Annotated in this window: 23 protein-coding genes and 1 pseudogene; 16 read left to right on the top strand and 8 right to left on the bottom strand. The window is 72.6% G+C overall.

Annotated features, from left to right (window positions below; genetic code table 11):
• The first annotated feature begins 16 nt into the window (after positions 1 to 16).
• Complete coding sequence (locus BIV25_RS07720; RefSeq protein WP_071371425.1) at positions 17 to 517, top strand: metallophosphoesterase; 501 nt, start codon at positions 17 to 19, stop codon at positions 515 to 517.
• A gap of 23 nt (positions 518 to 540) precedes the next feature.
• Positions 541 to 1,134: a GNAT family N-acetyltransferase gene (locus tag BIV25_RS07725; RefSeq protein ID WP_071371426.1), complete on the top strand. Its 594-nt coding sequence runs from the start codon at positions 541 to 543 to the stop codon at positions 1,132 to 1,134.
• Between the two features lie 246 nt (positions 1,135 to 1,380).
• On the opposite strand, the gene BIV25_RS07730 is transcribed toward BIV25_RS07725, so the two are convergent.
• Positions 1,381 to 2,484 carry an XdhC/CoxI family protein gene (locus BIV25_RS07730; protein ID WP_071371427.1) on the bottom strand — a complete coding sequence of 368 codons (1,104 nt, stop codon included), beginning with the start codon at positions 2,482 to 2,484 and terminating at the stop codon, positions 1,381 to 1,383.
• Positions 2,485 to 2,594: 110 nt separating this feature from the next.
• Between BIV25_RS07730 and BIV25_RS52450 the strand changes: the two are divergent.
• Positions 2,595 to 3,111 (top strand): annotated as a pseudogene (locus BIV25_RS52450) (hypothetical protein); the annotation flags it as partial.
• A gap of 82 nt (positions 3,112 to 3,193) precedes the next feature.
• Positions 3,194 to 5,062 (top strand): cellulase family glycosylhydrolase, encoded by a 1,869-nt coding sequence (locus tag BIV25_RS07740; RefSeq protein WP_071371561.1) that lies wholly within the window; start codon positions 3,194 to 3,196, stop codon positions 5,060 to 5,062.
• A 72-nt stretch (positions 5,063 to 5,134) separates the two neighbouring features.
• On the opposite strand, the gene BIV25_RS07745 is transcribed toward BIV25_RS07740, so the two are convergent.
• Entirely contained in the window at positions 5,135 to 6,388 is a 1,254-nt protein-coding gene (locus tag BIV25_RS07745; RefSeq protein WP_071371429.1) for a YncE family protein, read from the bottom strand.
• A gap of 173 nt (positions 6,389 to 6,561) precedes the next feature.
• Here BIV25_RS07745 and BIV25_RS07750 point away from each other — a divergent pair, with 173 nt between their 5' ends.
• Together BIV25_RS07750 and BIV25_RS07755 are read left to right on the top strand one after the other, a co-directional pair.
• Positions 6,562 to 7,221, top strand: a complete 660-nt coding sequence (locus BIV25_RS07750) for a TetR/AcrR family transcriptional regulator (RefSeq protein WP_071371430.1) — start codon at positions 6,562 to 6,564, stop codon at positions 7,219 to 7,221.
• Between the two features lie 157 nt (positions 7,222 to 7,378).
• Positions 7,379 to 8,404, top strand: a complete 1,026-nt coding sequence (locus BIV25_RS07755) for an alcohol dehydrogenase catalytic domain-containing protein (RefSeq protein ID WP_071371431.1) — start codon at positions 7,379 to 7,381, stop codon at positions 8,402 to 8,404.
• A gap of 208 nt (positions 8,405 to 8,612) precedes the next feature.
• Here BIV25_RS07755 and BIV25_RS07760 read toward each other — a convergent pair whose 3' ends face one another.
• A complete protein-coding gene (locus BIV25_RS07760) occupies positions 8,613 to 9,845 on the bottom strand; it encodes a glycosyltransferase (RefSeq protein ID WP_071371432.1) in 1,233 nt (410 codons plus the stop codon).
• A 247-nt stretch (positions 9,846 to 10,092) separates the two neighbouring features.
• On the opposite strand from BIV25_RS07760, the gene BIV25_RS07765 reads away from it, so the two are divergent.
• Positions 10,093 to 12,063, top strand: coding sequence for a ricin-type beta-trefoil lectin domain protein (locus BIV25_RS07765; RefSeq protein WP_079176490.1), 1,971 nt, complete (start codon positions 10,093 to 10,095; stop codon positions 12,061 to 12,063).
• 271 nt (positions 12,064 to 12,334) lie between these two features.
• Here the strand turns inward: BIV25_RS07765 and BIV25_RS07770 are convergent, their stop codons facing one another.
• Complete coding sequence (locus BIV25_RS07770; RefSeq protein ID WP_071371433.1) at positions 12,335 to 12,700, bottom strand: nuclear transport factor 2 family protein; 366 nt, start codon at positions 12,698 to 12,700, stop codon at positions 12,335 to 12,337.
• A gap of 173 nt (positions 12,701 to 12,873) precedes the next feature.
• On the opposite strand from BIV25_RS07770, the gene BIV25_RS07775 reads away from it, so the two are divergent.
• Positions 12,874 to 13,167, top strand: coding sequence for a hypothetical protein (locus tag BIV25_RS07775; protein ID WP_256255659.1), 294 nt, complete (start codon positions 12,874 to 12,876; stop codon positions 13,165 to 13,167).
• 75 nt (positions 13,168 to 13,242) lie between these two features.
• Here the strand turns inward: BIV25_RS07775 and BIV25_RS07780 are convergent, their stop codons facing one another.
• The gene (locus BIV25_RS07780) at positions 13,243 to 14,025 is read right to left on the bottom strand and encodes an acyltransferase domain-containing protein (RefSeq protein WP_071371434.1); all 783 of its coding nucleotides are present in this window, start codon (positions 14,023 to 14,025) and stop codon (positions 13,243 to 13,245) included.
• 233 nt (positions 14,026 to 14,258) lie between these two features.
• Between BIV25_RS07780 and BIV25_RS07785 the strand changes: the two genes are divergently transcribed.
• The 4 genes from BIV25_RS07785 (at position 14,259) to BIV25_RS07800 (ending at position 17,692) form a co-directional block, all read left to right on the top strand.
• The gene (locus BIV25_RS07785; protein ID WP_071371435.1) at positions 14,259 to 15,344 is read left to right on the top strand and encodes an S-(hydroxymethyl)mycothiol dehydrogenase; all 1,086 of its coding nucleotides are present in this window, start codon (positions 14,259 to 14,261) and stop codon (positions 15,342 to 15,344) included.
• Complete coding sequence (locus tag BIV25_RS07790) at positions 15,344 to 15,973, top strand: MBL fold metallo-hydrolase (RefSeq protein WP_071371436.1); 630 nt, start codon at positions 15,344 to 15,346, stop codon at positions 15,971 to 15,973. The genes BIV25_RS07785 and BIV25_RS07790 overlap by 1 nt, the downstream gene beginning before the upstream one ends.
• A 66-nt stretch (positions 15,974 to 16,039) precedes the next feature.
• Positions 16,040 to 16,831: an SDR family NAD(P)-dependent oxidoreductase gene (locus BIV25_RS07795; protein ID WP_071371437.1), complete on the top strand. Its 792-nt coding sequence runs from the start codon at positions 16,040 to 16,042 to the stop codon at positions 16,829 to 16,831.
• Positions 16,832 to 16,993: 162 nt separating this feature from the next.
• Complete coding sequence (locus tag BIV25_RS07800; protein ID WP_071371438.1) at positions 16,994 to 17,692, top strand: L,D-transpeptidase; 699 nt, start codon at positions 16,994 to 16,996, stop codon at positions 17,690 to 17,692.
• Positions 17,693 to 17,736: 44 nt separating this feature from the next.
• Here BIV25_RS07800 and BIV25_RS07805 read toward each other — a convergent pair whose 3' ends face one another.
• Positions 17,737 to 18,939: a Gfo/Idh/MocA family protein gene (locus BIV25_RS07805; RefSeq protein ID WP_071371439.1), complete on the bottom strand. Its 1,203-nt coding sequence runs from the start codon at positions 18,937 to 18,939 to the stop codon at positions 17,737 to 17,739.
• 120 nt (positions 18,940 to 19,059) lie between these two features.
• Between BIV25_RS07805 and BIV25_RS07810 the strand changes: the two genes are divergently transcribed.
• A complete protein-coding gene (locus BIV25_RS07810) occupies positions 19,060 to 20,208 on the top strand; it encodes an ROK family transcriptional regulator (RefSeq protein ID WP_256255660.1) in 1,149 nt (382 codons plus the stop codon).
• A 100-nt stretch (positions 20,209 to 20,308) separates the two neighbouring features.
• On the top strand, positions 20,309 to 20,503 hold the full coding sequence (locus BIV25_RS07815) for a hypothetical protein (protein ID WP_071371440.1): 195 nt from the start codon (positions 20,309 to 20,311) through the stop codon (positions 20,501 to 20,503).
• A gap of 78 nt (positions 20,504 to 20,581) precedes the next feature.
• Here BIV25_RS07815 and BIV25_RS07820 read toward each other — a convergent pair whose 3' ends face one another.
• Positions 20,582 to 21,964, bottom strand: a complete 1,383-nt coding sequence (locus BIV25_RS07820; RefSeq protein WP_071371441.1) for a S1 family peptidase — start codon at positions 21,962 to 21,964, stop codon at positions 20,582 to 20,584.
• A 137-nt stretch (positions 21,965 to 22,101) separates the two neighbouring features.
• Positions 22,102 to 22,932: an SAM-dependent methyltransferase gene (locus BIV25_RS07825; protein WP_071371564.1), complete on the bottom strand. Its 831-nt coding sequence runs from the start codon at positions 22,930 to 22,932 to the stop codon at positions 22,102 to 22,104.
• Positions 22,933 to 23,105: 173 nt separating this feature from the next.
• On the opposite strand from BIV25_RS07825, the gene BIV25_RS07830 reads away from it, so the two are divergent.
• Together BIV25_RS07830 and BIV25_RS07835 are read left to right on the top strand one after the other, a co-directional pair.
• Complete coding sequence (locus BIV25_RS07830; RefSeq protein WP_071371442.1) at positions 23,106 to 24,302, top strand: MalY/PatB family protein; 1,197 nt, start codon at positions 23,106 to 23,108, stop codon at positions 24,300 to 24,302.
• A 10-nt stretch (positions 24,303 to 24,312) separates the two neighbouring features.
• Entirely contained in the window at positions 24,313 to 24,699 is a 387-nt protein-coding gene (locus BIV25_RS07835) for a PPOX class F420-dependent oxidoreductase (protein WP_071371443.1), read from the top strand.
• Positions 24,700 to 24,706 lie beyond the last annotated feature (7 nt).

The raw sequence follows: 24,706 nt of genomic DNA on the forward strand, positions 1-24,706 counted from the left end.
CGGCCAGGTTGGGCGCGTGCGTCTGCTGATCATGTCCGACACCCACCTGCCCCGGCGCGCCAAGCAGCTCCCCGGGCAACTGCTGGCCGAACTCCCGCGCGCGGACGTGGTGTTCCACGCCGGCGACTGGGTCGACACCGCCACCCTCGACCTGCTGGAGCGCCGCAGCCGCCGCCTGATCGGGGTCCACGGCAACAACGACGGCCCTGAGCTGCGGGCCCGGCTCCCCGAGGTGGCCTACGCCGAACTGGACGGCCTGCGCTTCGGCGTCGTGCACGAGACCGGCCCCGCCCAGGGCCGCGAGGCCCGCTGCGCCGCCCGCTTCCCCGACCTCGACGTGCTGGTCTTCGGCCACAGCCACATCCCCTGGGACACCACCGCCCCGACCGGCCTGCGCCTGCTCAACCCGGGCTCCCCGACCGACCGCCGCCGCCGGCCGCACTGCACCTACCTGACCGCGACGCTCGCCGACGGCGCCCTCACCGACGTGATCCTGCACCGGCTGCCGCACCGGTAGTGGCCCTGTGCCAGGATGCCCGGATGACCTCCGACAACGGCATCCCGGGCGACGTCGTCCCGGCGGGTCGCATGGCCGGGAGCGAGCAGCCCGTGCTCGCCCTGCCCGGCGGACTCCAACTGCGGCCCTGGCACCTCGACGACGCCGACACACTGCTGACCGCTGCCGAGGACCCCGCGATACGCCGGTGGAACCGGTTCGCCGTCGGCAGCCGTGCAGAGGCGCACGCCAGGATCGAGCGCATGCACGCGCGCTGGCGGGCCGAGACCTCCGCGGTGTGGGCCGTCGCCGGGCCGGACGGCCCCGCCGTCGGACTGTGCGCGTGGGGCGACATCGATCTGCACGCCGGCAGCGCCGAGATCGTCTACTGGCTCCTGCCCGCGGCGCGCGGCGGCGGTATCGCCGTCGAGGCCACGCGCAGGCTCAGCCGGTGGGCCCTCGACGACCTGGGCCTGCACCGCCTGCGCCTGTGCCACTCCGTCGCCAACCCGGCGTCCTGCCGGGTCGCCGAGAAGGCCGGCTACACCTACGAGGGCACCCAGCGCAGCGCCCTCCTGCACGCCGACGGCTGGCACGACCAGCACCTGCACGCACGCGTGGCGGGCGACACCGCGTAGCGGCCACCGGAGCCGACGGGCGCGGATCCGCCGACCGCGGCGGGCCGACCGCGCCACCGCGTACGCCGGCGGCACCGCCGCGACCGGAGCGCTTGCTCCGTCCACCACGGGGTCCGCCCGAACCGGACAAGGCGGCAGGGCTCCGTCAGGTCGGCCGGGACGGGGACGGTGAACGCGTGGCGCGGCCCCTCGGCCTGTTCCACGGACGTGCCCTGTGACCTGCTCCTCAGGAACACGGCGGGCCCTTCACGCGGCCGGCGGATGGATGGCCCCGGCGGTCGTGGTCAGAGGTGCGCCGGAGCCGCCCCAGCGCAGGGCGACGATCTCGGCGGCGACGGACACCGCGACCTCCTCGGGCGTACGGGCCCCGAGATCGAGCCCGAGCGGTGAGCGCAGCCGGGACAGCTCGGCCTCGCACAGACCGGCCTCGGCGAGCCGTGCGCGCCGCTCGTGGTGGGTCTTGCGGCTGCCCATCGCGCCGACGTAGGCGGCCGGACGCCGCAGGGCCTCCTCCAGCAGGGGGACGTCGAACTTCGGGTCGTGGGTGAGGACACAGATCACCGTGCGGTCGTCGGTCCGCGTGCCCGCGAGGTAGCGGTGCGGCCAGTCGACCACGACCTCGACCGCGGCCGGGAACCGCTTCGGCGTGGCGAAGACCGGGCGGGCGTCGCAGACGGTCACCCGGTAGCCGAGGAAGTCGCCGACGCGGGCCACCGCGGCCGCGTAGTCGATCGCGCCGAAGACCAGCATGCGCGGCGGCGGCGCGAACGACTGGAGGAACACCGTCACGTCGTCCTCGCGGCGCTCGCCGTGCGGCCCGTAGTGCCGCAGCACCGAGGCGCCGAGCGCGAGTTCGCCGCGTGCGTCGGCGGTGACGGCGACATCGAGGCCGGGCGCGCCGAGCGTGCCGTCGGCCCGGCCCGGCCAGACGGCGAGTGTGGCGCCGCGTGGCGCGGGCCCGTCCACCACCGTGGCCACCGTCACCGGCTCGCCCGCCGCGACCGACGCGGCGACCGTCCCGAACGCCGGGTCCGACTCGGGGGTCACCGGCCGTACCAGCAGGGTGATCTCGCCGCCGCAGGTGAGGCCGACCGCGAAGGCGTCCGCGTCGCTGTACCCGAACGTCTCCAGCCGCGCCTCGCCGCTCGCCACGACCTCCTGCGCCAGCTCGAACACGGCCCCCTCCACACAGCCCCCGGACACGCTTCCCACCACCTCGTCGTCCGGGCCCACCGCCATGGCGGCACCGGGACCGCGCGGAGCGCTGCGGCTGACGGCGACGACCGTGGCCAGCCCGAACGGGACCCCGGCCGCGTGCCAGCGCGCCAACGCCGGCAGAACCTCACGCACGCTCCACTCCTCTCCCCGCCCCGACCATGCCGACAAGGGAGAAAGCGTCGAATCATGGCCGTATATCACATTACGGCCGCGCCCGGTATACGGCGAGTGCTGCGGCGTTCATCGGCGTCCGCCACGACGAACTGCGCCAGGAGACCTCCGTGTCCCGCTGCGGTGAGGTGCAGAAGGAGGCCGTCCAGGCCGCCCTCGCCGAGGACTTCGGCCTGGACGTCACCTTCCGTGGGGCGAGGACCCGGTGCGTCGAACGGCCCGCCGGCACCGGGCGCGCCGTCGAGCACATCGGGAAGGACCCCACCCGTTCCTCGCCACGGTCGGCCTGCGCGTCGCGCTCCGGCTGGAGGTGGAGCCGGGCTCGATGCCGTACGCCTTCTTCCAGGCCGTCGAGGACGCCGTCCGCGGACACCCTCGGGCAGGGGCTGCGCGGCTGGAAGGTGCCCGACTGCACGGTGACCGTGACCCACTGCGGCTACGGCGGCGCCCTGAAGGGGCGAGCTGGAGACGGCGTTCGACCACTGCGCGCCGATCGGCCGTGGCGCCGTCCCCGGGCGGCCGCGCACCGACCGCAGGCCGCTCAACCGGAAGGAGTACCTGCTGAACCTGACCCGTCGGACCGCCTGACCCATCTGACTGACTGAGAGTCAACTTACTTGTGAGTCAGATGGTATTGACGCGGCTTTCGGCGGGCCGGACTGTGGTGGACATGCCGAACATCCGGGCACGTCTGCTCGTTGTCCTGGTCGTCCTCAGCGGATTCCTGACGGTGGCGGGTGCCCCGCCCGCCACCGCCGCCACCTCGGCTCTCCCCTCCGACTCCCTCTGGTTCGACGGTTCCGCGCTCACTGTGCACAACGGCCGGTTCACCGACGGCCAGGGGCGCGAGATCGTCCTGCGCGGCTACAACGTCTCCGGCGAGACCAAACTGGAGGAGAACAGCGGCCTGCCGTTCGCCTCCGTCGCCGACGCCCGCACGTCCGCGACCGCGCTGCGCGCCCTCGGCGGTGGCAACACGGTCCGCTTCCTGCTCTCCTGGGCCCACGCCGAACCCGTACGCGGCCAGGCCGACACCGCCTATCTGGCCGCCGTCACCGACCAGATGCGCGCCTTCCTGGACGAGGGCATCCGCGTCTTCCCCGACTTCCACCAGGACCTCTACTCCCGCCATCTGTTCAGCACGGGCAGCTGGTACACGGGCGACGGCGCCCCCAAGTGGGCGGTGGACGCCGGGAGTTACCCCGCCGAGTCCTGCGGCGTCTGCCTCTTCTGGGGTCAGAACATCACCCAGAACGCGGCCGTGCAGAAGGCCCAGTACGACTTCTGGCACGACGCCTACGGTCTCCAGGACGCCTTCCTTGCCACCGCGCGGACGACCATGACCTACCTCCGGCAGCACCTGACGGACGCGGAGTTCACCGCCGTCGCAGGCTTCGACCCGTACAACGAGCCCTACGCCGGCGGCTACGACTCCGGGCAGACCTCCCGCACCTGGGAACGCGATCTGCTGTGGCCGTTCTACGTGCGGTTCCGCGCCGCCATGGACGCCGCCGGCTGGCAGGACAAGCCCGCCTTCGTGGAACCCAACCTCTTCTGGAACGCCAACATCTCCACCCAGAAGCAGGAGGGCGGCCTGCTGGACGCGGGCACCCTCGGTCCGGGCTACGTCTTCAACACGCACTTCTACGACCAGAAGGCCATCTCCGGGATCCTGATGTGGGGCAAGGCGGCCGACGGCCAGTACGCCTCCGACTTCGCCGCAGTCCGCGACCGCGCCGCCTCCGCGTCCACCGCGGCCGTGGTCAGCGAGTTCGGGCACCCCCTGTCCGGCGCCGTGTCCGACAAGGCACCCACCGTCCTGAAGGCGATGTACCAGGCCCTCGACTCCCGCCTGCCGGGCGCGAGTTGGTGGTCCGACCCCGCCGCCTCGGGCCCGGTCCTGTCCGGCACCCAGTGGCAGTGGGACATCTACAGCGGCCGGCACCACGAGCTGATGAACGGCAACCCCGACAAGGCGCAGACCTCGGGCGACGCCTGGAACGGCGAGGACCTCTCCGCCGTCGACCTGGACGGCTCCGGCGACGTCACCCTCCGCCAGGACGCCCGGCTGCTCGACCGCCTCTACCCGAGCGCCACGGCCGGTACGGCCCTGGCCTTCACCTACGAGGACCGCTCCCGCGACGGCTCCACCACCCTCACCTGGAACCCGGTGCCGAGCAGCCTGCCGCACGTGGCGCGGCTGGTGGGCACCGGCCGGTACGGGCTGCTGGTGTGGCGCTCCGGGGACGGCACCGCGCCCACCGAACTGCACCTGCCGGCCTCCTTCCCGACCGCATCGACCACCGTCGTCTCCGACCTCGGCACGGTCTGTGCCCCGCCCGCCTACACCGGTGCCGGCACGCCGGTCGCCGTCGCCCCCGAACCGGGCGGCACCGGCAGCCGCCGCCTGCTGCTCAGCGACACCGACTCGGGCGTCCTGCACTACGCGCTGGTCACCGACGGGGCCACGGCCCCGTCTGCGGACCTGCTGAGCGCGGCCCGGTCCGAGCTGGCCGCCTGGGCGGCGGCGCACTTCTGACACGTCCGGGAGCCCGGAGACGGAGCCGTGCGGCCCCGGGGGGAGTGGGGTCCCCCCGGAGGCCGCCGGCGCTCAACTCCCCGTCGGGCCCGTCCAGTCGGCCTGGACATGCCCCAGCCGGACGCGCTGCGGATGGTCGCCGACCGGTACGGACAGCACCTTCTGGCCGGTGGCGAAGTCGATGGCCGTGACCTGGTCGGCGCCCGCCTCGGAGATGATGCAGTCCTTGCCGTCGCCGCTCACCGTCGCCCAGTACGGCGTCGAGGCGGTGATGTGCGGGCCGACGTCGAAGGAGGCCCGGTCGACCACGGTCGCGTAGTTGTCCATGGTCCCGGCGACACACAGCTTGGTGCCCTCGGGGTTCATGGAGATGCCGTGGTGGCGCGAGTCCAGCAGCCAGGTGGTGCGGTCCGGGTTCGTCGCCGGGTTCGCGGGCAGCGTCTTCACCCGGGTGATCCTGTCCGCGGCCACGTCGTACTCCAGGAAGCCGTTGAAGAACGACACCTGGAAGTACAGCTTCGACCAGTCGGGTGTGAAGGCGGCGGGCCGGATGGCGCTGGAGAAGTCCTTCAGCCCGATCGCGTCCAGCCGTTGCCGCATGTCGATGGTCCTGACCTGCTTGAACGTCGTCGCGTCGACGATCGTGATGTGCCGGTCGCCCTTGGTCCAGTCCCAGCCCGGGTCGTCCAGGGAGGTGGTGACCTCGCCGATGGACATGTTCCAGATGTACTTTCCGCCGTCGGTGAAGAAGTTCTCGTGGGGCTTGTCCCCGGTGGCGAACTCGCCGAGTTCCTTACCGGTGTCGATGTCCAGCACCTGCACCTTGTTCGCGGTGGACGCCGAGACGGCGACCCGGGTGCCGTCGGGGGAGAGGGCCATGTGGTCGGCGCGGTAACCGGCCACCGGGAAGCGCCAGTTGACTTTGCCGGTGGCCAGGTCGATGGAGACCACGTCGGCGAAGCTCGGCCGGGAGACGACCACGGACCTGCCGTCGGGCGTCGAGTACATGTCGTCCACGTACTGGTCGTGCCCCTGGCCCACCTCGTTGCGGATGGACGTGTAGTAGATCCACTTGATCGGGTCGGCGTTGATCTCGGCCAGCCGCTCCGCCTTGTCCGGGACGACGTCGATCCGGCCGATCTTCGCGAAGTCGCCGGTGGACCTGATGACATCGGCGGTGCCGTCCCAGTTGTTGCCGACGAACATCACCTCGCGCAGACCGTCGGAGCCGGCCGTGGCGGCGGAGGCGGCGGTCGCCGGACCGGCGACGGTCAGGGCGAGGGCGGCGGCCACGGAGCACAGGTGCCTGGTTCTGGAGGCAGGCATGACTGCTCTCTTTCCTCGGGGGAGAAGTCTGAACACGCGTGCTTTCACAGTGAACTTACTGAAAAGTAAGGACGGGGTGGGTTACTCGACAAGAGGTGTGCACGACAGGATTGGGAGCCGGCGTGGCGAGGACGCGCGAGGGTGGGCCACGGCGCGGCGACGGAGGGGGACAGGTGACGGGAAGGCTCAGGGCGCCGACGGGCCGCTACGGCGGCCGGTCCGCCGAGGACCGGCAGGCCGAACGCCGTCGGCGTTTCCTGGAGGCGGCCCTGGAACTGTTCGGGGGACCGCCCGGCTACCGGGGCACGACGGTCGCCGCGCTCAGCCAGGCCGCCGGACTGTCGACGCGTCAGTTCTACGAGGAGTTCCGCACCCTGGAGGACGTCCTCGCCGCGCTGCACCTGGAGGTCAACGGCTGGGCCGAGCAGGCGGTGCTGGACGCCCTCGCCGCGGCGGAGGGGCTGCCGCTGGCCGCGCGGGCCACGGTGCTCTTCCGCGCCTACGCCCGCGACGTGACCTGCGATCCGCGCCGAATCCGCATCGCCTTCGTGGAGATCGTCGGCGTCAGCCCCCGGCTGGAGGAGCAGCGGCTGGCCCGCCGGGCCCGCTGGGTCGACCTCATCCGCGCCGAGGCGGACGCGGCCGTCGTACGCGGCGAGGCGGCGCCCCGGGACTACCGGCTGGCGGCGACGGCCTTCATCGGCAGCGTCAACGGTCTGCTGCACGACTGGAGCGCCGGCTGGGTGGACGCGACGCTGGACGACCTGGTGGACGAGCTGGTGCGGCTGCTGCTGGGGATGCTCCGGCCGCAGGACTGGCGACCCCGGCCCTGACGCCCGGCCCGCTGTTCGTCTGTCGGTGCAGGTCAACGCGGGTTCGTGGCGCTCGGCGCGCGGGATCGGCCCGGAGCTGGTCTGCTGGTGCGGGGGCGTCGTACCCGTGCGGTACCCGTGCGCCGGGTGGCACAGCCAGAGGGAGAGAGGGAGCGTGATGGGCACGTATCGAGTCGCGCAGGTGACGAGCGCGGGCGGCGCGTTCGCGCTGGCCGAGCGTGAGGTGCCGGAGCCCGGCGCGGGCCAGGTGCGGATCGCCGTCGAGGCGTGCGGCATCTGCCACAGCGACGCCATGTTCGTGCACGCCGCGGTACCGGGCATCACCTTCCCGGAGGTCCCCGGGCACGAGATCGCCGGCCACGTCGAGGCGCTCGGTGAGGGCACGCAGGACTGGGGCTGGCAGGTAGGCGACCGGGTGGCGGTCGGCTGGTTCGGCGGCAGCTGCGGCCACTGCACGTCCTGCCGGCGGGGCGACTTCATCGTGTGCGCGAACCTCAAGGTGCCCGGCTGGGCCTACGACGGCGGCTTCGCGGAGAAGATGATCGCGCCCGTCGACGCGCTGGCCCGGATCCCGGACGCGCTGGCGGCGAGCGACGCGGGCCCCATGGCCTGCGCGGGCGTGACCACGTACAACGGCCTGCGGCACAGCTGCGCCCACCCCGGGGACCTGGTCGCGGTGCTCGGTCTCGGCGGCCTCGGCCACCTCGGGGTGCAGTACGCGGCGGCGATGGGCTTCGAGACCGTGGCGATCGCCCGCGGCGCCGAGAAGGCCGACTTCGCCAAGCGGCTGGGCGCCCACCACTACGTCGACAGCACCGCGGACACCCCGGTCGCCGAGGCTCTCCAGTCCCTGGGCGGGGCGAAGGCGGTGCTGGCCACCGCCGGGGACTCCGAGGCCATCACGGCCACCGTGGACGGCCTCGCACCGCGCGGTGAGTTGGTGGTGATCGGTGCGGACCCGGGGGCCATGGGCATCACCCCGCTCCAGCTGATCATGGGCGGCCGGGTCGTGCGCGGACACCCGTCCGGCACCTCGCAGGACGTGCAGGACACCATGGAGTTCAGCGCCCTGCACGGCATCCGCCCGATGACCGAGACGGTCCCGCTGGACGACGTCGACGGCGCCTTCCAGAAGATGATGGCCGGCAAGGCCCGCTTCCGCATGGTCCTGACGAACGGCTGACCCGGGCGCCGCCGAGCCGGGCCGCGGCGGGACCCCTTCGGGCGGCGTCGACGAATACGGGCCGTCCGCTCTCGGCCGCCCTTCCCCGCGTCTCCCGGCCGCCTCTCCCGGTCGCATTCCGGTCGGACCCGCGTGCCGGCCCTCGGCCCCTGTTCTCCGGCGGAAGGCCCCCCGGCACCCCCGTGCGGGCGCCCCCCCGCCGGGCGCGTCAGCCGCCGCCCAGCCGTTCCAGTGCGGCCAGGACCGGGGCCGCCCCGTCCTCGGCGCGGATGCGGGCGGCCAGGGAGCGCGCCCGTTGCGCGTACCCCGGCTCGCGGGTGGCCCGCAGCAGGGCCGAGGAGAGGGTGTCCACGGTGAGGCGGCGCAGCGGTACGGCGGCCGGGGCGACGCCCAGGGCGACCAGCCGGGCGGACCAGAATCCGGCGTCGAACTGGACCGGCACCGGCACGGCGGGCACCCCGGCGCGCAGGCCCGCCGCGGTCGTACCCGCACCCGCGTGGTGGACCACGGCGGCCATGCGAGGGAAGAGCAGCGCGTGCGGCACGTCGTCGATGGCCAGCATGTCGTCGCCGTCGGCCGCGAGCCCGGCCCAGCCGCGTTGGATCACCCCGCGCAGCCCGGCCCGCCGCAGCGCCGCCACCACCTGGGCGCTGAGTCGTGCGGCGTCCGGCACCGTGGCGCTGCCCAGCCCGACGAAGACCGGCGCCGGACCGGCGTCGAGGAACTCCCTCACGAGATCGGGTAGTTGGTCCTGGGTGTCGTACGGCCACCAGTAGCCGCTCACCGCCAGACCGGGCCGCCAGTCCCGGGGCCGGGGCACCACCAGCGGGCTGAAGCCGTGCTGTACCGGCCACAGCCGTCGTTCCCTGGCCCGCAGCGCGGCACCGGAGCGTACCGGGGGCAGCCCGAGCCGCCTGCGCACACCGGGCAGGGCGCCCGAGAAGATGTGTTCCGTGGCGAGGCACACCCCGTGCCCGGCCGCCCGGTTCACGACCGGCCCCCAGGAGCCGCCGCCGAGCACGGGAGGTGCGAACTCCCGTGTCCCGGCGAGGGGTTGGAGATACACGCCCATGCTCGGCAGGCGCAGCCCCTCGGCGATGGTGTGGCCGAGCGGGGCGAGCGAGGCGGACAGCAGCAGTGCCTCGCTGCCCCTGGCCGCCGTGAGGAGGTCCTCCGTCATCCGCCCGACGAGCCGGCGTGCCATGTCCGCGAGGCGCACCAGCTTCGTGACCTCGCCGGCGCTGCGGTGCAGGCCCCGGCCGCGCGGCGACTCCAGTTCCGCCCGGGGGTCGACCGGCAGCGGGTGGAAGCGCACGCCCGAGCCGGAGAGCAACGGCTCGAAGCGGGCGTGGGTGACCAGGGTGACCTCGTGCCCGGCGCGGGCGAGGCGGTGCCCCAGTCCGGTGTAGGGGGCGACATCGCCCCGGGATCCGGCCGTCATGATCGCAATGCGCACGATGACCCAGTATGGCGGCACGGCGCCACGCGCGGGACCCAACGGCCCGGCGGGCACGGCCGGTTCACCCCTGTCGCAGCCGTTGACTTCACCCCCGGGCGGTTCTACGGTCGGCGCGCGACATGTTCGGATTATCGATCCATGTTCGGCATATCGACCGCTGATCGTGTCGACCTGAACGCGGGCCGGCGTACCGATCAGCGTGGATTCCGTTCCGCACGCGGAGGCGCTGATGTATCCCCCACCCCGTCCGACCGCCGAAGGCCTGCTGCGCTGTCGCGGAGCCGGCGCCGTCCGCGCGCTCGTCCTGGTGCTGACCGCGGCCGCCGCCCTCCTCTTCGCCCAGCCCGGCCCCGCCCGGGCGGCGACGGTCCGGCAGATCGCGGTGCCCGCAGCGCCCATGGGCTGGGCGTCCTGGAACAGCTTCGCCGCGAAGATCGACCACAACGTCGTCAAACAGCAGGTCGACGCGTTCGTCGCGGCCGGCCTGCCCGCCGCCGGCTACCGGTACATCAACATCGACGAGGGCTGGTGGCAGGGCACCCGCGACAGCGCCGGCGACATCACCGTCGACACCGGCGAGTGGCCCGGCGGCATGCGTGCCGTCGCCGACTACATCCACAGCAAGGGTCTGAAGGCCGGCATCTACACCGACGCCGGCAAGAACGGCTGCGGCTACTACTACCCGACCGGCCGCCCCGCCGCCCCGAACACCGGCAGCGAGGGCCACTACGACCAGGACATGCTCCAGTTCTCGAAGTGGGGCTTCGACTTCGTCAAGGTCGACTGGTGCGGCGGCGACGCCGAGGGCCTGGACGCGAAGACGGCGTACACGTCGATCAGCTCCGCCGTCACCACGGCGAGCGCGGCCACCGGCCGCCCGCTCACCCTGTCCGTGTGCAACTGGGGCAGGCAGAACCCCTGGAACTGGGCACCGGGCCTCGCCACGATGTGGCGCACCAGCACGGACATCGTCTACTACGGCGACACGCCCTCCCCGGCGAACATGCTGTCCAACTTCGACCAGGCCCAGCACCCGGCCGCCCAGCACACCGGCTACTACAACGACCCCGACATGCTGATGACCGGCATGCCCGGCCTCACCGCCGCGCAGAACCGCACCCACATGGCCTTGTGGGCCATCTCCGGCGCCCCGCTGCTGGCCGGCAACGACCTGACGACGATGACGAGCGAGACCGCCGGGATCCTCAAGAATCCCGAGGTCGTCGCCGTCGACCAGGACCCGCGCGGCCTCCAGGGCGTCAAGGTCGCCGAGGACACCACCGGACTCCAGGTCTACGGCAGGGTCCTGTCCGGCACCGGCGACCGGGCCGTCGTGCTGCTGAACCGCACCTCCGCCGCGCAGAACATCACCGTCCGCTGGTCCGACGTCGGCCTCACCGATGCCTCGGCGACGGTGCGCGACCTGTGGGCGCGCGCCACCCTCGGCTCGTACGCGACGAGTTACACCGCCCCCGTCCTGGCGGGCGGCTCGGTCATGCTCAAGGTGAGCGGCACCGAGGCGGCGAGCAGCGACTACAGCGCGACCGCCGCCGGCACCTACACCGGCGTGAGCGCCGCGAGCACCGGCCTGGCCGTGGCCGACATCGCCTACACCAACACCGGCTCCACACCCGTCACCGGCACCCTGAGGGTCAATGGACAGACGGCCACCACGGTCTCCTTCCCGCCGACCGGTTCGTCCCCGGGCACCGTCTCGGTCCAGGCGAACCTCACCGGGGGAGCCGCCAACTCCCTTGCGCTGACCGGCGCTCCGGCCCTCGGCACCCTCACCGTCCGGCCCGTGCCGGGCACCAACGGCACACTCCTGACCGGCAAGCAGTCCGGCCGCTGCGCCGACGTCCACGACAACACGATCACCAACGGCACCCAGGCCGAGCTGTGGGACTGCAACGGCGGCGGCAACCAGGCCTGGACGTACACCGCCCGCAAGGAACTGGTCGTCTACGGCGACAAGTGTCTCGACGCCTACGACCTCGGCACCACCGACGGCACCAAGGCCGTGATCTGGGACTGCAACGGCCAGGACAACCAGAAGTGGACCCTGAACACCGACGGCACGATCACCAACGTCCACGCGGGACTGTGTCTGGACGCCTACAACGCGGCCACCGGTAACGGCACTTCACTGGTCCTGTGGACCTGCAACGGGCAGGGCAACCAGAAGTGGTCGCGGACCTGACCGTCTGCTCCAGCAGCGTACCCGGGACCTGCCGGCGCCGGGCAGTGCCACGTGGCGGGAGGCGGGTGGTCCGCGCGGCTCAGCGGCGCCGGGAGCGCCGGGCGCGCGCCGCGGGCCGGGACCGTGCCTCTCCGAGCACCGACCGCAGCGCCCGCACCGACCGCAGCCGCAGCCCTCCCAGGCTCGCGCGGGCAGAGAAGGTCCAGGTCAGCCGGGAGGTGACCTGGACCCTCGCACTTCTCCTTCCGGCGCCCGCCATGCCCGAGGTCGCCTACTCGTCCCAGGCCTGGATGATGAGCTGGCTGGTGATCTTTCCGTCGCGCAGCGTGAGCATCGACTCGGCCAGGACCTTGGTGCCGTCCCCGTACTGGCAGACCTCGCTGAAGGCGACGTGATCGCCCTGTACGACGCACTGGCCCAGCTTGTGCGTCATGTCACGGCTGTAGACGTCGTCCAGCAACTCGGCGATCTGGGCCCGGCCGTGCAGGACGGTGGGGTGGCTGGGCTGGTGGTCGTGGTCGACGATACGGATCTCCGCCTCGTCGGCGTACAGCGCGAGCAGGGAGTTGCCGGTGTTCCCTTCCACGGCCCGGCGCAGTGTCTCGGTGTCGAAGCCGGAACCTGTCACGGTCCCCATGGTGACCTCCTTCGGACGCCCGCGGCCCGGCGCGGACCGGGCCGCACGGGCTCCACTCTTCGAGGCTCCTCCGGCCCGCCGGGCACGGCAAGCGCAGCCGGGCCCCGCCGCCCCACAGGTGAGCGCGGCCCGCCACCCGTGTCCGGCCGGGGCCCGGGGCCGCCCCTGAGGGCATGCGCTCCTCTCGACGTGTCGTCGCCGTCCTCGGCCTCGCTGCCGGTATCGCGGGCCTCGCCGTCCCGATGGCGAACGCGGCGCCCACCCGCGCACCGCACAAGGCGCTGCTCAACCCCATGACCACGCTGGACGCGATCGCGGTCAGCGACATCCCGGACGGGCACCAGAGCCAGGTCCCGAAGGTCTCCGAGCAGATGCGCGCTGAACCGGGTCAACCGGCTGGACAAGCTGCACCAGGTCACCGCCCTCGCCGGCGCGTGACGGTCGTGCTGCCGGCCGTCGAGGCCTGATCCGCCGGCGAGTCCGTCCCCGGCCGGGGCCCGAAGGACCCGGGATGCGAGGGCCGCCCCTGCCCGGGGCGGCCCTCATGGCTGTCCGCCGCCGGACTCCGTCCCCGGCCCCGCCCGCAGCACCGCCCAGTCCCGTGACAGGGCGAACGCCGTCGCCGGGCCGCCCGGCAGACAGCCGGGCAGCAGGCGGACGAGGAGATCGGCGGGGCCGAGTTCCAGCCAGACGCGGACCCCGTCGCGATGCAGCACCCCGGCCGTGTCCGCGAACCGGTGCGGCGTGCGCCGCACCCAGAACTCCGGCTCGGCGGTCTCCGCGCCCACCGGGCGGGCGGTGACGTCGCAGACGAGCGGGAGGCGCGGGGCGCGCGGGTGCAGGGTGGCGAGCGTACGGCCGTAGGCGTCGAGGACACCGTCCGGGGCGGAGCGCCCCGGATCCGGGCCGGGCGGCAGGGCGCCGAGGAGACGGGCCAGGCTGCCGACCGCGTGACAGGCCTCCGCCAGGGAGAAGACGCCGGCGGCGTACGCGGCGGCCATCCGTCCGGCCGCCTGGCCGTAGACCACGTCAGGCCGGAGGCCCCAGCTGTGCACCAGCCGGCACTGCGCCGCCTGGAGCGCGAACAGCGCAGGACCGGCGTACGTCACCCGGTCCAGCAGGGCCGCCGTCCGGGTGCCGTCGGCCGCGAACATCACGCAGGTCAGCGGGAGTTCGAGATACGGGTCGAGGCGCGCGCAGATGTCGTCCAGTGTCTCGGCGAACACCGGGAACTTCTCCCGGAGTTCGGCGCCGGCTCCGGGCCGTGGCGAGGCACCGGCCGAGAACAGGAAGGCGGTACGTCCCGTGCAGCCGTCAAGGGGCATGCCCCCATTGAGGCACGACCGGACCGGGTGCAGACACCAGGCAGATTCCCGCACCCTGCAAAAAAATTGTCATCATGGAATGACCTTTTCCGGTCACTTCCCGGGAAGTGCGGAATGTTCGCGAAGAAATCCGGTCAGGCGAGTGATCCGCGATCACCGCCGTGGCCCGCGCCGCTACCGATCGTTCACGCGTAGGGTCGGCAGCGAAGGCAATCGATGGAAGGGGCCAGGCAATGGCGCAGGAAGTCCGCGGCGTGATCGCACCGGGGAAGGACGAGCCCGTACGGGTCGAGACGATCGTGGTGCCGGACCCGGGACCCGGCGAGGCCGTCGTACGCGTCCAGGCCTGCGGTGTCTGCCACACCGACCTGCACTACAAGCAGGGCGGCATCTCGGACGACTTCCCCTTCCTCCTCGGCCACGAGGCCGCGGGCGTGGTGGAGTCGGTCGGCGCAGGTGTCACGGACGTGGCGCCCGGCGACTTCGTCGTCCTGAACTGGCGTGCGGTGTGCGGGAACTGCCGGGCCTGTCTGCGCGGCCGGCCCTGGTACTGCTTCAACACCCACAACGCGAAGCAGAAGATGACCCTCACTGACGGTACCGAACTGTCCCCGGCTCTCGGGATCGGCGCGTTCGCCGAGAAGACCCTCGTCGCCGCCGGCCAGTGCACCAAGGTCGACCCGGCCGTCTCCCCGGCGGTCGCCGGACTGCTCGGCTGCGGGGTCATGGCCGGTCTCGGCGCCGCCCTCAACACCGGCGACGTCGGACGCGGCGACTCGGTGGCCGTCATCGGCTGCGGCGGCGTCGGCGACGCGGCGATCGCGGGCGCGAACCTCGCCGGCGCGGCGAAGATCATCGCCGTGGACATCGACGACCGCAAGCTGGCCAAGGCCCGCACCCTGGGCGCCACCCACACCGTCAACTCCAAGAAGACCGACCCCGTCGAGGCGGTCCGCGAGCTGACCGGCGGCTTCGGCGCCGACGTCGTCATCGAGGCCGTCGGCCGCCCGGAGACGTACCAGCAGGCCTTCTACGCCCGCGACCTCGCCGGCACCGTCGTCCTCGTCGGCGTCCCCACCCCCGAGATGAAGCTCGAACTGCCCCTGCTGGACGTCTTCGGCCGCGGCGGCGCCCTGAAGTCCAGCTGGTACGGCGACTGCCTGCCCTCCCGGGACTTCCCCATGCTCATCGACCTGCATCTGCAGGGCCGCCTCCCGCTCGACGCGTTCGTCACCGAGACCATCCGACTCGACGAGGTGGAGAAGGCGTTCGACCGGATGCACCAGGGCGACGTGCTGCGTTCGGTGGTGGTGTTCTGATGACCGTACGCATCGAACGCCTCGTCACCTCCGGGCAGTTCAGCCTCGACGGCGGCACCTGGGACGTCGAGAACAACGTGTGGATCGTCGGCGACGACCACGAGGTGATCGTCATCGACGCCGCCCACGACGCCGAGGCCATCGCCCGCGCCGTCGGCGACCGCCGCCTCACCGCGATCGTGTGCACCCACGCGCACAACGACCACATCGACGCGGCCCCCGCGCTCGCCGACCTCACCGGCGCCGTCATCTGGCTGCACCCCGACGACCTGCCGCTGTGGAAGCAGACCCACCCGCACCGCGAGCCCGACCGGCACCTGGTCGACGGCCAGGTCATCGAGGCGGCCGGCGCCGACCTCACCGTGCTCCACACGCCCGGCCACGCCCCCGGCGCCGTCTGTCTCTACGACCCCGGGCTCGGCACGGTCTTCACCGGCGACACCCTCTTCCGGGGCGGCCCCGGCGCCACCGGACGGTCCTGGTCCCACTTCCCGACGATCATCGACTCCATCCGCGACAAGCTCCTCACCCTGCCCCCGCAGACCAAGGTCCTCACCGGCCACGGCGAGTCCACCACGATCGGCGCCGAGGCACCGCACCTGGAGGAGTGGATCAAACGGGGCCACTGAACCGCCCGAGAGGCTGTTCCCGCCGTACCCGGTGAAACGACGGCTCCGGCGCCGTACGGTCGCCCCATGACCGATCACACCCGATTCGCCGGACACGGCGTACTCGTCACGGGCGCGGCCCGCGGCATCGGCGCGGCCGTCGCCCGGCGCATGGCCGAGGAGGGCGGCCGCGTCCTGCTGACCGACCGGGACCTGCCGGAGGCCGAGCGGACGGCCGCGTCCCTGCGTCAACAGGGGCTCGGCGCCGAGGCGTTGGCCTGCGACGTCGCGGACCGCGCGTCGGTGGACGCCGCCGTCGCCCGGGCCGTCGCCGCGTTCGGCTCGCTCGACGTGCTGGTCAACTGTGCCGCCCACTGCTCCCCGGACGCCCCGCTGTTCGAGGACGATTCCGACGACGGCTGGGCGCGCGACCTCGACATCACCCTCACCGGCGTGCGCCGGTGCTGCCGGGCCGCGCTGCCGCACCTCGCCGCCTCCGGGCGCGGGGCGATCGTCAGCGTCGGCTCCGTCAACGGAGTCCAGGACTTCGGCAACCACGCCTACAGCGCCGCCAAGGCCGGCCTCGCCTCGCTGACCCGTACGCTTGCCGGGCACGCGGCGGCCCGGGGGGTGCGGGTGAACCTCGTGGTGCCGGGCACGGTCCGCACCTCGGCGTGGGAGGGCCGCGACGACGAACTGGACGCCGTCCGGCCGCTCTACCCGCTCGGCCGCGTCGGCGAGCCCGAGGACGTCGCCGCCGCGGTCGCCTTCCTCGCCTCCCGCGACGCGGCCTGGATCACGGGGACGACGCTGGTGGTCGACGGCGGTCTGACGGCCGTGAACACGGGCTTTCTCGCGGCCGTGAAGCGCCCGTCCTGACGAACGCGACGAAGTTCACCGTTTCGTCACAGTCTGGCCGGAACCACAACCCCGTCGCCCCCGCACAGGTCTAGGAGTCAGACATCGCGGGAAGCGAGTGGTAAGCACCCGGGGCAACTCCCGGGCGGCCAGGGGAGAACAAGGGGAGAAGGGGACACGGACATGGGGGACACACGCAGACGGGGCGTCGTCGCGCTGGGGGTCACGGGACTGGTGGCGCCGCTCACGCTCGCCCTCACCGCCGCGCCGGCCCACGCGGCCACCAGCTGCACCACGCAGGCGGGGCCGTACCAGAAGCAGGCGGAGAAGTTCCTCGGCCGACCCGTCGACGGCAAGCAGTCCGCCGCCGACTGCAGGGCGATCAAGGCCTTCCAGGACACGCACGGCATCACGCCCGACATCGGCTACGCCGGGCCCGTCACCTGGGGCGTGATGGACGTGGTGAGCAAGCAGCGGGCCGCGGGGAAGAACCCGAACAAGGACGGCGCGTGCCCGGTGAACAAGGGCCGGATCGCGTGCGTGAACCTCACGCTCCAGCTCAGCTGGATCCAGGACGGCAAGAAGGTCGTCTACGGACCGGTGCCCGTGCGCACCGGCCGCAAGGGATACGTCACCCGTACCGGTCTGAAGAAGGTCTACTGGCGCGACCTCCACCACGTCTCGACCCTCTACAACGTGCCGATGCCGTACAGCCAGTTCTTCGACGGCGGCCAGGCCTTCCACTCGGTGGGCCTGAGCATGTGGAACCAGCCGGGTTCGCACGGCTGCGTCAACATGACCACCAAGGACGCCCAGACGTACTGGTCGCTGCTGAGGACGGGCGACGACGTCTTCGTCTACGGCCGCAAGCCGGGCACCTGAGCGGCCGCGCGTGAGCGGCGCCCGGGCCGTCGTCGCCCGGGCCGTCACGCCTCGGGCGCGTCCCCGAAGTCGGGGATCCGCAGCCGTACCCCGCCCTGCCGCGCGGACTCGTGCGCGATGACGCCCGGCAGGGTGTAGCGGGCGGCCGTCCACGCGTTCACGGCCGGCAGGGCGCGGGTGGTGACGGCAGTGACGAAGTCGTCGACGAGAAAGTGATGGCTGCCCTCGTGGCCGTTGTGGAGGTGGTCGAACTCCCTGGGCAGCCGGGAGCGGTCGTGCACCGGGGCCGAGCCGGAGGTGAAGGCGGCCCGCAACTCCGGTGCGACGTGCGCGAGTGAGGGGTCGTCGGGGGCCAACGTCCGCCTGGGCTCCAGCAGTTCACTGATGTCCCGCACCCCCTTCTTGTCCTGCCACAGCGCCACCGTCGCCAGCTGCTCCATGCTGGCCTCGGTGCCGAAGAACCGGAACCGGGACTCGCGGATGTGCGAGGGATAGCCGACCCGCCGGAACTCGTTCGTACGGAACGATCCACCGCCCGCCACTTCGAACAGAGCGGTCGCGTTGGACACGTCGTTGTCGAACTGACTGACCGAACGGTCGAAAACGCCGTCCCCGCGATCGTCCCGCACCCCGATCGCCGACACGCTCACGGCGTGCGTCCGCCAGGCCCCGAGCACGCCGCCCACCGCGTGCGTCGGGTAGAGCAGCGGCGGATAGCTGGCCGTCGCCCGCCAGTTCTCGCCGCCGCTGTACCGGTAGGCGTCGTAGAAGCCGAGGTCCATGTCGTGGACGTAGTCGCCCTCGGCGTAGAAGAGCCGGCCGAAGGCGCCCTGGGCGAGCTGGGCGCGGGCGTGCACGGTCGCCGGGTGGTAGTGACTGGTCTCGCCCATCATGTACGTCAGCCCGGTCGCCCGGACCGCGTCGATGATCGCGCCGATCTCCTCCGTGCTGATCGCCATGGGGACGGCGCAGTACACGTGCTTGCCGGCGCCGAGCCCCTGCAGCACGAGCGGGCCGTGCGTCCAGCGCTGGGTGAAGATCGCGACCGCGTCGAGCGCCGCCGACTCCAGCATGGCCTCGTACGACGGGAAGGTGCCGGCGAGCCCCTGCGCGGCGGCGAGCCGCTCGGCCCGCTCGGGCAGCAGATCGGTGACGTACACGTCACGGACGCCGGGGTGGGCCTGGAACAGCGTGGCGAACTGACCGGAGAACTGTCCGGCGCCGACGATGCCGAGAGAGAAAGTCATGCTGATTACTTTTGGTGCAGAATAATTGCATCGTCAAGGGGCGGGAGGAAGCTTCTGATACGCGCATAGTGGAGCAGTAGGGTGACCTGGTTGCTTCTGAGTCAAAAGAAAAGGGATGTCGTGACCGACTGGCTTCCGCTGAGCCCGGCGGAGCGTTCCGTGGCGATCGAGGTGCTCGTGCACGGGCCGCTGTCCCGCACCGGGCTGGCCCGGCGTCTCGGGCTCTCGCAGGGCAGCCTCACCCGCCTGACCAAACCCCTGATCGAGTCGGGGCTGCTGGTGGAGACGGCCGAGGCGGACGGCGGGGCGCAGGCCCGCCAGGGACGCCCGTCCCGGCCGCTCGGCGTCGTGGCCGACTCCTGCTCCTTCCTCGGCTTCAAGATCACCGCCGACCGGGTGTACGGCGTGGTCACCACCCTGCGCAGCGAGGTCCTCGCCCGTCTGGACCGGCCGCTGACCGGCCACGACCCGGACGCCGTCGCCGACGTGGTCGCGCGGCTGGCCGCCGGCCTCGCGCGGGGGCGGCCGGACCCGGCCGGACTCGGCATCGGCGTGGGCGGTCTGGTGCGCGAGCGTGCGGTGGTGGCGGACTCGCCGTTCCTCGGCTGGCGGGACGTGCCGCTCGCCGCGCTGGTCCGCGACCGCACCGGGCTGCCGGTCGTCGTCGAGAACGACGTCGCCGCCCTGACCGAGGCCGAGACCTGGTTCGGCGCGGGCCGGGGCCTGGACCGCTTCGCCGTGCTGACCATCGGCGCCGGCCTCGGCTACGGGCTGGTGCTCGGTGGCAGGCGCGTGCCGTTCGCGGAGGAGGGCCGCGCCCCCGGCCGGTACTGGATCGTCGACCCGCACGGCCCGCTCACCCCGGACGGCACCCGCGGCAGCGCCGTGGCCATGCTCACGATCCCCGGCATCGAGTACCAGATCCGCGCCGCGACCGGCCGTGACGTCGGTTACGAGGACATCCTCACCGGTGCCGCCGCGGGCGAGCCCATGGCCGCCCGGGTCGTCGGCGAGGCGGCCCGGGCGCTCGGCGTCCTGGTCGCGCAGATCGCCAACTTCGCGCTGCCGCAGAAGATCCTGCTCGCCGGAGAGGGGGTCGGACTGATGGATGTGGCCGGGGTCACGGTCCACGAGACCGTCCGCGCCCACCGGCATCCGCTCGCCGAACCGGTGGACCTGGAGACGAAGGTCTCCGACTTCCATGACTGGGCGCGCGGGGCGGCGGTTCTGGCCATCCAGGTCCTCGTGCTGGGTGAGGGGAGAGTGTGAACTCCCGTGTACGCATTGACAGATCGACGTGATGAGTAACACGGTCCGAAATGTCCGTATCGAGGGTACTTACTCACGACGTCTTCACGTCGAGCGGCATATGCTTCACAGCATGTCCACCACTGTTGAAGCCGTCACCGAGCGCTCCGCGCGATCGGCCGCGGAGGTCAACGAGGAGATCAGGGCCCTGTGGCGCCGGTCGGGCGGGACACTGACCACCGAGCAGCGCGCGGAGTACCAGCGCCTCGTGCTGGAGTGGGCCGCCGCGACCCCGCGGTCGAAGCGGGCGGCCTGACCGGCCTCGCGCCGACCGTACCGCAACGCGTGAAATCCTGGGCACCCGTGACCGCACGGGTGCCCTTCTCGTGTCCCGTCAGCCCCAGGTCGCCGAGTAGTACCGCTGATAGGCCTTGCGATCCTGCTCGGCCCGGATGTACCGGGTCGCGACGAGCGCGATCAGACTGCCCGCGATGACCAGCAGCCCGGGACCGACGTTCCGGGTGTCCGTCAGGCGCGCCAGCAACCTCTCGTTCCGGCCGCCCGCCACCGGCGCCGCCGAGCCCGGCGTCACGCCGCCCGGGGCGATCGCGGCCTGCGTGGCCGCGGCGGACGGGGCGGGGGAGGAGGCGGTGCCCTGCGCGCCGCCGGTGTTCTGCCCCGACACGATCAGCTTGACGTTCAGCGCCGTCAACGCCTTGGTGATCGGCTGGAAGAACGTCGTACCGCCCGTCGTACAGTCGCCGCTGCCGCCCGAGGTGACACCGAGCGCGATGCCGTCGGAGAACAACGGGCCCCCGCTGTCGCCCGGTTCGGCGCACACATTGGTCTGGATGAGCCCGGTGACCGTCCCCTCCGGGTAGTTGACGGTCGCGTTCAGCGCGGTCACCGTGCCGTCGTGCAGACCGCTGGTGCTGCCGCTGCGGAACACCCGCTGCCCCACCGTCGCATCGGCGGCCCCGGTGATCCGAACCCCGTTGCCGCCGCCGATCGCGACGACGCCGGCGCCGTCACCGGCGGTGCCGGAGGCGTACTTCACGAGCGAGAAGTCGTTGCCGGGAAAGGTGCTGCTCACCGTCTGGCCCAGCTGCTGGTCGCCCTGGTTGTCGGCGAACCACGTGGACCCGGCCGGACCGCAGTGCCCGGCCGTGAGGATGAAGTCGCTCCGGCCGTTCGTCACGTTGAACCCCGCCGAGCAGCGGCCGCCGGTCGACAGGATCGGCTGGGCGCCGTTCAGCCGCGTGGTGAAGGAGCCACGCGTCCGCTGCATCCGCACGAAGTCGCCGATCCCCGCGGCCACATGGCTCATCCGGGACCAGTCGCCCCTGGACACCGTGCTGTCCGCGCTCACCAGCACCCGGTTGGTCCGGTAGTCCACCGCCCACGCGGTGCCCGCCACCCGGGGCGCCGAACGCAGCGTCGCGGTGGCCGACGTGAGCTGGTCCATGCTGTGCGCGACGACCTTGGCCTCGGCTCCCGCGCGGCGCACCGTCCGCGCCGCCGCGTCGTCGGTCACCGCCACCACCGGCCGCCCGTCGGTGCCGGTCCAGCTGCCCGCCGCACGGGCCGTGCCGAGCCGCGCCACCAGCGCGGCGCCGGTGTCCGCGGTGCCGCCGGCGGAGGACAGCGTTCTCGTGGCGGCGCGAGGTGTCTCGCTCGCCATGGCCGCCTGGGTGACCATCACGCCGCCCAGGAGGAGTCCGCCGACCGCCGCCAGGCGTGTCACCCGCCGGACGATGCGTCGTCGTGCGTGCCGCATGCGTGGCTCCCGAAGCCGAACCAGAACACACGCCGCCGTGCCGGCAGCGCGAGACCCCCGGCTCGTCGAGGGCCCGCACCTCCATACGCGGCCCGGCGCCCCCGCGTTCAGCGCAACAGGTCTTCGGTGGCAGCGGTTCAGTTCTTCCGCGCCACCCCGCCGAACATGGCGACCTCCTCCGGCTCGGCCCCGTGCGCGTGCTCCGGGCGCCAGCGCGAGCAGGACACCACTCCCGGATCCAGCAGTTCGAGGCCGTCGAAGAACCGGGCCACGTCCTCGGGGGTGCGCTGCGTCAGCTTCGGCGTGCCGTTCTCGTTCCAGAAGCGCACCGCCTCGTCCACGTCCGGCATCGACGGGCTGGTGACCGTGTGCGACAGCACCAGGTGGCTGCCCGCCGGCAGCCGGTCGGTCAACTGCCGTACCAGGCCGTACGGATCCTCGTCGTCGCCGACGAAGATGACCACGCCCAGCAGCATCAGCGCCACCGGCTCGCCGAAGTCCAGTGTCCTCGAGGCGTGTTCGAGGATCGCGTCGACGTTGCGCAGGTCCTCGTCCAGGTAGTCGGTACGGCCCTCGGGCGTGCTCGTCAGCAGCGCGCGGGCGTGCGCGAGGACGAGCGGGTCGTTGTCGACGTACACGATCCGCGCCTCTGGCGCGATGCGCTGGGCGACCTCGTGCGTGTTGTCGGCGCTCGGCAGCCCGGTGCCGATGTCCAGGAACTGGCGTATTCCCGTTTCGGCCACCAGATGGCGTACGGCACGGCCGAGGAAGAGCCGGTCGGCACGCGCGTACTCCCCGATACCCGGGTGCAGTTGGCGTATCCGGTCACCGGCCGCACGGTCGACCTCGTAGTTGTCCTTGCCGCCGAGCCAGTAGTTCCAGATCCGTGCGGTGTGCGGCTGACTGGTGTTGATACGGCTGCGCAGCGACATGGCCACGCCGTCGGTGGCTGCCGGGTTGTCGGTCACGTGGGTCAGCTCCTGGATGCCTGAGGAAAGCCGGGCGAGCGGTGCGGTCACTCGTTCATGACGCAATCTAGACGTTCGAGTCGATCACCACCCGGAACTCCGGAAGTCCAACTCTCCGGCTCTCCGGCTCTCCGGCGTTCCCGCCGTCGTCCCGGCCGCCTATCGTGAGCCCCATGAGCGGCACACAGCGCGACACCCACGGCGAACCGGACCCGCTGCGCGCCCTCGGCCTGGACCGGCTGCGCCGCCGTACGAGCATGAAATGGCGCACCTACCCCGAGGACGTGCTGCCGCTGTGGGTGGCCGAGATGGACGTCCCGCTCGCCGAGCCCGTCCTCCGCGCCGTCACCGACGCGCTCGCCCTCGGTGACACCGGCTACCCCGCCGGCACCGCCTACGCCGAGGCACTCGCCGCGTTCGCCGCCGACCGCTGGGGCTGGGACGGGATCGCGGTCGAGCGCACCGCGATCGTCCCCGACGTGATGCTCGGAGTGGTCGAGATGATCAGACTGGTCACCGGGCCCGGCGATCCGGTGATCGTCAACCCGCCGGTCTATCCGCCGTTCTTCCAGTTCATCGGCCACATGGACCGCAAGGTGGTCGAAGCGCCCCTCGGTCCGGGACAGCGCCTCGACCCGGCCGCCCTGGAGGAGAGGTTCCGGGAGGCGACCGCCGGCACCGGCCGGGCCGCCTTCCTGCTGTGCAGCCCGCACAACCCCACCGGCACCGTTCACACCGCCACCGAACTGGCCGCCGTCGCCGCCCTCGCCGAGCGGTACGGCGTCCGGGTCGTCGCGGACGAGATCCACGCCCCACTCGTCGCCCCCACCGCCGCCTTCGTGCCGTACCTCGGCGTGCCCGGCGCCGAGCGCGGCCTGTCCCTGATGTCGGCCTCCAAGGGCTGGAACCTGGCCGGTCTCAAGGCCGCCCTCGCCCTCGCCGGACCCGGCGCCGCCGACGACCTCGCCCGGCTGCCCGAGGAGGTCGGCCACGGCCCCAGCCACCTCGGTGTCATCGCCCACACCGCCGCCCTCAGCGACGGTAGAGCCTGGCTGGACACCCTGCTCACCGGGCTCGACGCCAACCGGCGGCTGCTCACCGGCCTGCTCGCCGAGCACCTGCCCGCGATCCGCCTCCACCCCGCCGAGGCCACCTACCTGGCCTGGCTCGACTGCCGCGCCCTCGGCCTCGGCGACGACCCCGCGCAGGCCTTCCTGGACCGCGGCCGCGTCGCCCTCAGCGCGGGCCTGCCCTTCGGCACCGGCGGCGCGGGGCACGTACGGCTGAACCTGGCGACCTCGCCCGAGATCCTCACCGAGGCGGTACGGCGCATGGCGGCCGCCGTGCCCGCCGCGCGAGCGGGCTCCTAGACTTCCCGGCATGGATGACACACGCCTGGACCGGCTCGGCTCCGGCACGTACCTGCTGGTGACCAGCTACCGCAAGGACGGCACCCCGGTCGCCACCCCGGTCTGGGTGGTCCGGGACGGGGACACCCTCGGGGTGTGGACGGCCGCCGACAGCTTCAAGGTGAAACGGATCCGGCGCCGCGCGGACGTCCTCGTCGGCCCCTGCGACGTGCGGGGCAATCCCACCGGCGACATCTTCCCGGCCACCGCCGTACTCGCCGACGGGGCCACCACCGCCCGCTACCGGGACCTGATCGCCCGCAAGTACGGCATCCTCGGCCGTCTCACCCTGCTGGGCAGCCGACTGCGGCGGGGCCTGGACGGCACCGTCGGGATCCGGGTGACCCTCACGGACTGACACCGCG

It is taken from the genome of Streptomyces sp. MUSC 14, from assembly GCF_001866675.1.
Taxonomy (GTDB): Bacteria; Actinomycetota; Actinomycetes; order Streptomycetales; family Streptomycetaceae; genus Streptomyces.

Coding starts and splice junctions, on each gene's coding strand:
- BIV25_RS07725 (WP_071371426.1), top strand. CDS start 541: ATGACCTCCGACAACGGCATCCCGGGCGACGTCGTCCCGGCGGGTCGC.
- BIV25_RS07770 (WP_071371433.1), bottom strand. CDS start 12,700: ATGGGGACCGTGACAGGTTCCGGCTTCGACACCGAGACACTGCGCCGG.
- BIV25_RS07740 (WP_071371561.1), top strand. CDS start 3,194: ATGCCGAACATCCGGGCACGTCTGCTCGTTGTCCTGGTCGTCCTCAGC.
- BIV25_RS07805 (WP_071371439.1), bottom strand. CDS start 18,939: ATGACTTTCTCTCTCGGCATCGTCGGCGCCGGACAGTTCTCCGGTCAG.
- BIV25_RS07830 (WP_071371442.1), top strand. CDS start 23,106: ATGAGCGGCACACAGCGCGACACCCACGGCGAACCGGACCCGCTGCGC.
- BIV25_RS07785 (WP_071371435.1), top strand. CDS start 14,259: ATGGCGCAGGAAGTCCGCGGCGTGATCGCACCGGGGAAGGACGAGCCC.
- BIV25_RS07800 (WP_071371438.1), top strand. CDS start 16,994: ATGGGGGACACACGCAGACGGGGCGTCGTCGCGCTGGGGGTCACGGGA.
- BIV25_RS07755 (WP_071371431.1), top strand. CDS start 7,379: ATGGGCACGTATCGAGTCGCGCAGGTGACGAGCGCGGGCGGCGCGTTC.
- BIV25_RS07775 (WP_256255659.1), top strand. CDS start 12,874: ATGCGCTCCTCTCGACGTGTCGTCGCCGTCCTCGGCCTCGCTGCCGGT.
- BIV25_RS07780 (WP_071371434.1), bottom strand. CDS start 14,025: ATGCCCCTTGACGGCTGCACGGGACGTACCGCCTTCCTGTTCTCGGCC.
- BIV25_RS07815 (WP_071371440.1), top strand. CDS start 20,309: ATGCTTCACAGCATGTCCACCACTGTTGAAGCCGTCACCGAGCGCTCC.
- BIV25_RS07820 (WP_071371441.1), bottom strand. CDS start 21,964: ATGCGGCACGCACGACGACGCATCGTCCGGCGGGTGACACGCCTGGCG.
- BIV25_RS07835 (WP_071371443.1), top strand. CDS start 24,313: ATGGATGACACACGCCTGGACCGGCTCGGCTCCGGCACGTACCTGCTG.
- BIV25_RS07790 (WP_071371436.1), top strand. CDS start 15,344: ATGACCGTACGCATCGAACGCCTCGTCACCTCCGGGCAGTTCAGCCTC.
- BIV25_RS07745 (WP_071371429.1), bottom strand. CDS start 6,388: ATGCCTGCCTCCAGAACCAGGCACCTGTGCTCCGTGGCCGCCGCCCTC.
- BIV25_RS07765 (WP_079176490.1), top strand. CDS start 10,093: ATGTATCCCCCACCCCGTCCGACCGCCGAAGGCCTGCTGCGCTGTCGC.
- BIV25_RS07760 (WP_071371432.1), bottom strand. CDS start 9,845: ATGACGGCCGGATCCCGGGGCGATGTCGCCCCCTACACCGGACTGGGG.
- BIV25_RS07795 (WP_071371437.1), top strand. CDS start 16,040: ATGACCGATCACACCCGATTCGCCGGACACGGCGTACTCGTCACGGGC.